At 28.4% G+C, this 7306-nt stretch carries 6 protein-coding genes; 2 read left to right on the top strand and 4 right to left on the bottom strand.

The window, feature by feature from the left end; all coding sequences use genetic code 11:
• Positions 1–93 precede the first annotated feature (93 nt).
• Entirely contained in the window at positions 94–549 is a 456-nt protein-coding gene (gene rnhA, locus C4R78_RS06420) for a ribonuclease HI (RefSeq protein ID WP_103896256.1), read from the bottom strand.
• A 114-nt stretch (positions 550–663) separates the two neighbouring features.
• Here rnhA and C4R78_RS06425 point away from each other — a divergent pair, with 114 nt between their 5' ends.
• Positions 664–2409 (top strand): ATP-dependent metallopeptidase FtsH/Yme1/Tma family protein, encoded by a 1746-nt coding sequence (locus tag C4R78_RS06425; RefSeq protein ID WP_103896257.1) that lies wholly within the window; start codon positions 664–666, stop codon positions 2407–2409.
• A gap of 17 nt (positions 2410–2426) precedes the next feature.
• Here C4R78_RS06425 and C4R78_RS06430 read toward each other — a convergent pair whose 3' ends face one another.
• Positions 2427–3371 carry an RsmB/NOP family class I SAM-dependent RNA methyltransferase gene (locus C4R78_RS06430; protein ID WP_103896258.1) on the bottom strand — a complete coding sequence of 315 codons (945 nt, stop codon included), beginning with the start codon at positions 3369–3371 and terminating at the stop codon, positions 2427–2429.
• A 96-nt stretch (positions 3372–3467) separates the two neighbouring features.
• On the opposite strand from C4R78_RS06430, the gene C4R78_RS06435 reads away from it, so the two are divergent.
• On the top strand, positions 3468–4919 hold the full coding sequence (locus C4R78_RS06435; RefSeq protein WP_103896259.1) for a nicotinate phosphoribosyltransferase: 1452 nt from the start codon (positions 3468–3470) through the stop codon (positions 4917–4919).
• A gap of 27 nt (positions 4920–4946) precedes the next feature.
• Here C4R78_RS06435 and C4R78_RS06440 read toward each other — a convergent pair whose 3' ends face one another.
• A complete protein-coding gene (locus C4R78_RS06440) occupies positions 4947–5855 on the bottom strand; it encodes a DUF362 domain-containing protein (protein ID WP_341456812.1) in 909 nt (302 codons plus the stop codon).
• 4 nt (positions 5856–5859) lie between these two features.
• Complete coding sequence (locus C4R78_RS06445) at positions 5860–7125, bottom strand: hypothetical protein (RefSeq protein ID WP_103896261.1); 1266 nt, start codon at positions 7123–7125, stop codon at positions 5860–5862.
• Positions 7126–7306 lie beyond the last annotated feature (181 nt).

Raw genomic sequence — 7306 nt, forward strand, 5'->3', positions numbered from 1 at the left:
TCCCCCTTAAATATATTAACGCTTATTATTATTTTACACATTTGCATTATAAATTGCAACAATGAGATTTTTGTAAATTAAAAATTGCATTTATCACTCTTTTTCTATTTCATCCATAGCTTCATTTGCAAGTTTATCACATAGATTGTTTAATTCATCATCAGCATGTCCTTTAACTTTTATAAACTCTATCTCGTGTATTTTTGAAAGCTCAATTAGTTTTTCCCAAAGTTCTTTATTCTTAACAGGCTCTTTGCTGGACGTTTTCCATTCATTCTTTTGCCATTTTTCAACCCAGCCATTATTAAAAGCATTAACAAGATACGCCGAATCACTATAAAGCTTTACTTTGCAAGGTTCTTTTAACATAGACAATGCGTCAATTGCTGCAGTTAATTCCATAACATTATTAGTTGTCCTTTTAAATCCTTTTTTTATAGTTTTTACCTTATCTTTGTAAATAAGCACAGCACCATATCCTCCTACAGCTTCCTCTTTACCATTACCCCTACACCCACCATCTGTGTAAATAATTACTTCCTTTTTCACTAATATCACCCCTGTTATTACATAAATTTACATGGAAATATATATGTAATAAATTTTACATAAAATCAATTAAAATGTAAAATATTATGTAAACTATATTAATGAGGTGGTTAAATGAACAAGATAAAGAAAATAAACCTGATAATAATTCCTACATTTTTAATATTTATTATTTTAACTATTAGCATTTACTTTTACAAGCAAAATCAAAACAAAAAAAACATAATAAATTATTCAAAATTCATAAACATGGTAGAACAAAATAAAATAGATACCGTATATTTAAGCGACTTTGAATATATAAAAGTTATTTCAAAAGATGGTAAAATATTTTACACTGAAAATCCAAGAATTAATAATTTCAAAGAAAAATTATTACTTCAAAATGTAAGGGTTAAAGAAAATGATGGAAATTTGTTAAACAGCATAGCTAGTATTCTCGCCTTTGGAATTTTATCGGCTTTAATATTAGGACTAGCTTCAAAAAAAGTAAAAAGTCAGTCAACAATCTCATCTTTATCGAATATAGAATATATATCCAAAAGCTCTAACAAAATAACATTTAAAGATATAGCAGGAAATGAAGAAGCAAAAGAAAGCATGTTAGAACTAGTAGACTTTATTAAAAATCCTGAAAAATTTTCAAAATTTAATGCAAGACTCCCTAGAGGAGTTATATTATATGGTCCTCCAGGAACTGGAAAAACGCTTCTGGCAAAAGCTCTTGCTAATGAAGCAAACGTTCCTTTTTTTGCTGTAAACGGTTCTGATTTTGTTCAAGTATACGTTGGAGTAGGAGCTGCAAGAATAAGAGACTTGTTTAAAAAAGCGCGAGAAAAAGGCAAAGCAGTAATATTTATAGATGAAATAGACGCAATAGGAAAAAAAAGAAGTTTAAAAGCTGATAGTGGATCAGATGAAAGAGACCAAACATTAAATGCATTGCTTTCAGAAATGTCAGGATTCAAAGATAGTGAAGGAATTATTGTAATTGCTGCAACAAACAGATTAGATGTTCTTGATGATGCCCTATTAAGACCTGGAAGATTTGACAGACACATCGAGATAAATTTACCAGATATTAAAGCTAGATATGAAATATTAAAACTTTATGCAAAAAATAAACCCATATCTTCTGAAGTAGATCTATATAAAATTGCACAAATGACACCATACTTTTCAGGTGCAAAACTTGAAAATCTTATAAATGAAGCTTCTATCATAGCTGCTAAAGAAGAAAGCGAGTATATAAACTATGACCATTTTGAAAAAGCTTTTAATATAGTGGTAGCTGGTTTTGAAAAAAAAGATAGAAGCCATATAACCAAAACAGATAAAAAAATAACCGCATATCACGAAGCTGGACATGCCCTTGTAACAAAACTAATAGCTCCAGAAATTTCAATAAAAAAAGTAACAATAATCCCTAGCACTAAAGGAGCAGGAGGATATACTTTAAATATACCTCCAGATAAAATGTTTAAAACTAAAAAGGACCTATTGAATCAGGTAAAAATTGCCATGGCAGGTAGGGTGGCAGAAGAGTTGATTTTTGGAAAAGAAAATATAACAACAGGGGCATACTCTGACATTAAACAAGTTACAAGTATATTATTAAACATGATAAAAGAATATGGAATGATTGAAAACACAGGATTTTTAAATTATAGCATTGTAGAAGAAAATAATTTAATAAATAATGAAAAAATAATAAATGTATTAAAAGATATTACAGATGAATTGTACAACGAAGTATATAATCTTATTCAAAACAACATAAATAGACTTAACCTGTTAGCTGAATATCTAATTGAAAACGAAACAATATATGAAGACGAACTAAATAAATTAATCAATTAAAAAGATTAGGGAATTCCCTAATCTTTTTTTTGTATTTTACAAACAAAAAAACCTTCATAAATTTGATTAGGTATTACCCTTATGCATTTTTTTAATTCCTCATTTAATCCCTTTGTTAAACCATTTAAAAAGTTGCTATCAAATTTTTCAATAGATAATATCTTAATGTTAAAATTATCTAAAGCCCAATTTATAACTTCTTCATTTTCCTTTTTATTTAACGTGCAGGTTGAATATACCATTATACCATTAGGTTTTAATGCTTTATATCCACTCTCAAATAATTTTTTTTGAAGTCTTGATAATTTTTCAACTTCTTTTAAACTCCATCCCCTATATGTTTTAGGTTCACTAACATTTATTATTCCTTCTCCGCTACACGGAACATCCAACAATACTCTATCAAAATATTCAGGATATTCTTCACCTATTTTTTCTCCTTTTCCTATTCTAACCTCTGCTATTTTAACCCCTTGCAAGTTTAGATTATATTTTAACCTCTCTGCCCTTATTTTATCCACTTCGTTTGCAAGTATAAAGCCTTTATTGTTCATCATGGCTGCCATTTGAGTAGTTTTACTTCCAGGAGCTGCAGCTATGTCTAAAACTTTATCACCCTCTTTAGGCTCTAAAATAAGAGGAGGAATCATACTTGATAAATTTTGTAGGTATATGTATCCTTCTTTGTATATGCTAAACTTTTCTATATCCCTTTCATCCGCGTTTTTTATAATAAGAGCATCCCTATACCACTTTACCCTATCAAATTTAATATTGTTTTCTTTTAAAAAATTAATTAAACTTAAAATATCATACTTTAAAGTATTTACTCTTAAGGTAGTCAATTTTTCATAAGCCATTCCATAAAATATTTTATCAACTATACCTGGCTCAAAATTTTCATATAAGCTATCTTGAAGTTCTTGTGGTAATCTCTTTCTTACTTCTTTTATTGATACCATGCTATTCCCCTTTCAGCTTATTTTATAATTTGCTATAATATAATAATAATATAGTCAATGTATAATTTTTTCAAGTGCCTTGAAAGGAGTATCAGAATGATCAATTGGAAAGACGACAGAAATTTAACACTATTAGTAGATTTTTATGAACTTACCATGGCAAATGGATATTTAAAAAATGGCCTTGGAAATAAAATAGCATATTTTGATATGTTTTTTAGAAACGTTCCTGATGGTGGAGGTTTTAGCATAATAGCTGGGTTAGAACAACTTATTGATTATTTAAATAATCTTAAATTTACAGAAGAAGATATTAAATTTTTAGAAAGCAAAAAAATTTTTAGCATGGAATTTTTAGATTATCTTAAAAATTTCAAATTTGAGTGTGATGTTTGGGCAATCCCTGAAGGAACACCTGTATTCCCAAATGAACCTTTAATTATAGTAAGAGGACCTATAATACAAGCACAGTTTATAGAAACTATGGTTTTACTAACAATAAACCATCAATCTCTTATAGCTACAAAAGCAAATAGAATAGTTAGAGCTGCGCAGGGACGTCCAGTTCTTGAATTTGGCTCAAGAAGAGCACAAGGTTATGATGGAGCAATACTAGGAGCTAGAGCTGCTTATATTGGTGGTTGTGCAGCAACAGCCAATACTATTGCCGAAAAAATGTTTGGAATACCTGCAGTTGGAACTATGGCCCATAGTTGGGTTCAAATGTTTGACAATGAACTAGAAGCCTTTAGAGCATGGGCAAGGACATATCCTGATAATTGTCTGCTTCTTGTTGATACTTATAATGTATTAAAATCCGGAATACCAAATGCTATCAAAGTTTTTAAAGAAGAACTTTTACCTAGAGGATATAGGCCAAAAGGAATTAGAATAGACAGTGGTGATATAAAATATCTATCTGAAAAAGCAAGACAAATGCTAGATGAAGCTGGTTTTAGCGATTGTAAAATAATAGCCTCAAATTCCCTTGATGAATATATAATAAGAGATGTTTTAGCTCAAGGAGCAAAAATAGATAGCTTTGGAGTTGGCGAAAGATTAATAACTGCTAAATCTGAGCCAGTCTTTGGAGGAGTTTATAAATTAGTTGCCGTAGAAGAAAACGGACGAATAATTCCAAAAATAAAAATAAGCGAAAACCCTGAAAAAATTACTAACCCGGGATTTAAACAAGTTTATAGATTATATGACAAAAATACAAATAAAGCCATAGCAGACTTGATAACTTTTGCAAATGAAGAAATTGACGAGTCAAAGCCCCTTAAAATATTTGATCCTATATTTACTTGGAAATCAAAAATTCTTGAAAACTACACAGCAAGAAAACTACTCGTAAAAATTTTTGATAAAGGTAAATGCATATACAAAAGTCCTTCTGTTCATGAAATAAGAAATTACTGCTTAAAAGAAATAGAAACCCTTTGGGAAGAAGTTTTAAGATTTGAAAATCCTCATAAATATTATGTTGATTTATCTTTAAAACTTTGGAAAACCAAACAAAAACTCTTAAGAAAATATTCATATTAATTTTAAAAGGCTGCACTATGCAGCCTTTTACTCATCTATTGCAAATTCTTTACCATATGCAAGTAAAGAAAACTGTTTTTCCGCATCAATAAGTTTTATCCCTTTTATATCAATATCCTCTATATTACTAACCCCTATTTTATCTTTACTCAATCTAAACAGATAATTTATAGCTTGAGGTCTAAAACCTAAAAGCCTAGCGCATATAGTATCAACTGCAACTGCATCAAATCCAACAACTATAAATCCACTATGAACAGCTTTTCCTTTCGATGGCCCTGTTCCTATCATAGCAGGATTTAAACTTACAATAGACAAATCTATTGGAACTTCTTTAGCAAAAGCATAAATAAATCCATGAAGGTCTTCATGAATTCCTAAATTTTTCTTAGGATATCCATGAATTGACGCTGGCGGCCAACTTAAAGCCACGTTTTTAATAGAAGCCGACATAGTAGCTTCTTCATGAATTTTTAGTTGAGTAAATGAAATCAAAAAATCTGTTTCATAAATCAATCTATTTATTTTAGTAGTTTTTACTATATCATGTTGCAAAGATAAATCTACAAATTCTCCAACATTTAAATCACAAAACTCAACTCCTTCGCTACTTATAACGCTATCATAACCATAGGCTTTTAAAACATCAAAGGTATTTGCTCCTCCAGAACCTGCTGCAACAATTATTCTTTTAGGATTTTGACCTTTAATTATTCTAATTAGCTCCCTTAAAGTTTGAGGTCCAACTATAACTCCCTGCTGAGGAGAATTTAAATTAACTAGGTTCGCAGTTATAGTAACAGTATGATTATTATTTATTAATCCATTAAAAGGCAAAAGACTAATAGCTTCTCTTAAAGCTGCACTCTCATCTTGATTTTTTACAATAGCAACCATATTACTTTCTAACATCTTTTTTCTTATCAAGTTAATCATCTCCCTACATATATTCAGCTAACTTGGTTTCATATATTTTTTCTTCTTCTTTTCTTTTTAGATATTTACAACATAAAATTAAGTGATATATAACTCTTTTTATATATTTACTTTTCTTATTTGATACATCATACGCATACTTTAAAACTTCGTAAGCTTGTAAAAAATTTTTTTGAAGCATAAAATTTTGAGCTAATAAATCCAAAACCACAATGTTTTTACCAAAAATTATAAGAAAATCTTTAATTGCAATTTCGGCTTCTTTATAGTTTCTGTTCTTTATGTAAGCATTTATATTCTGTAGATTTTCCTTTAAACTAGTATTAAAATAATTTGCTACTACCTTAAAAATACTTTTACCTAAATTAGTCAAGGAATATATAACAAAACCTCTATTCTTATCTTCATCGATTAGTCCCAGGCCAATAAAAAATAATCTAAAAATTATATTATTTAATTCACCTTTCAATGCTATACTCAATCTTTCTTCATCACTAAGATTAATAAAACTATCAAATTTATTAGTTTTTAAAGTAATTTTTATAAAATCATTTTTACTAAATATTGAAAACAAAGTATACACAAAATCTCTAAATTTATTAAAAACATTATAAAAAATAATTGCATATCTTTCTTCTGGCTCAAGCCTTGATATCATTCTACCTAGTTTAGTAGCATTAATAAATGAATTTTTTGCCTCTAAAAATTCAAAATCAATCAATATATCTTTTAAAAAATCAACAAATTTAACATCAACATTATTTAGCGGCACATCATTTAACAAGCTGTCTATCAATTTCATAGTATCAAAATCCAGCACATAGACATTATCCAGTATCTTTATTATTCGTTTAATAAAATCATCATTTAAATAGTTCTTTATAACTTCTTTTACCTCATTTTTTTTGCCTTTTAACATATCATATTTTTCAAGATAATAGTTAGAATTAGAAAACATTCTTCTGTAATAAGCTATTTTCCCACCCTTTATAAACTTTTTTTCTTTTAAAAATTCCGTAAGATCCATCATAGCATTTAAAATAAGGGGTATCCCTTCTCTTCCTCCAAACTCATCATCAATTAAAGAAATTTTATCAGTAAATTCATCAAAAACAAAATTATCAAAGGTATCCAAAGTTTTATCAAAAAAACACAAGGCATTATCTACGAAAGAATTTACTACTTTTAAATTAAACTCTATTCTATCTCTATCAAAACCATTTTGTATCATATATTCTTTAAATAATTCTATTTTTTGTTTATCCTGCATTAAATCACCACCTTAAAAGCTTTTATTTAAATTATTTCCTCTTTTTAAATTTTTAAACAAAAAAGCCCTAAAGTTAAAACTTTAGGGCTTCAGACCGTCGACAAACCCCACTTTTCAAAAAACGAAAAGTGGGGTTTGAGTATTTTTACAAGCATTTTTGATAAATATTTTATAAATACAA

It is taken from the genome of Caloramator fervidus, from assembly GCF_900108045.1.
Lineage (GTDB): Bacteria > Bacillota > Clostridia > Clostridiales > Caloramatoraceae > Caloramator > Caloramator fervidus.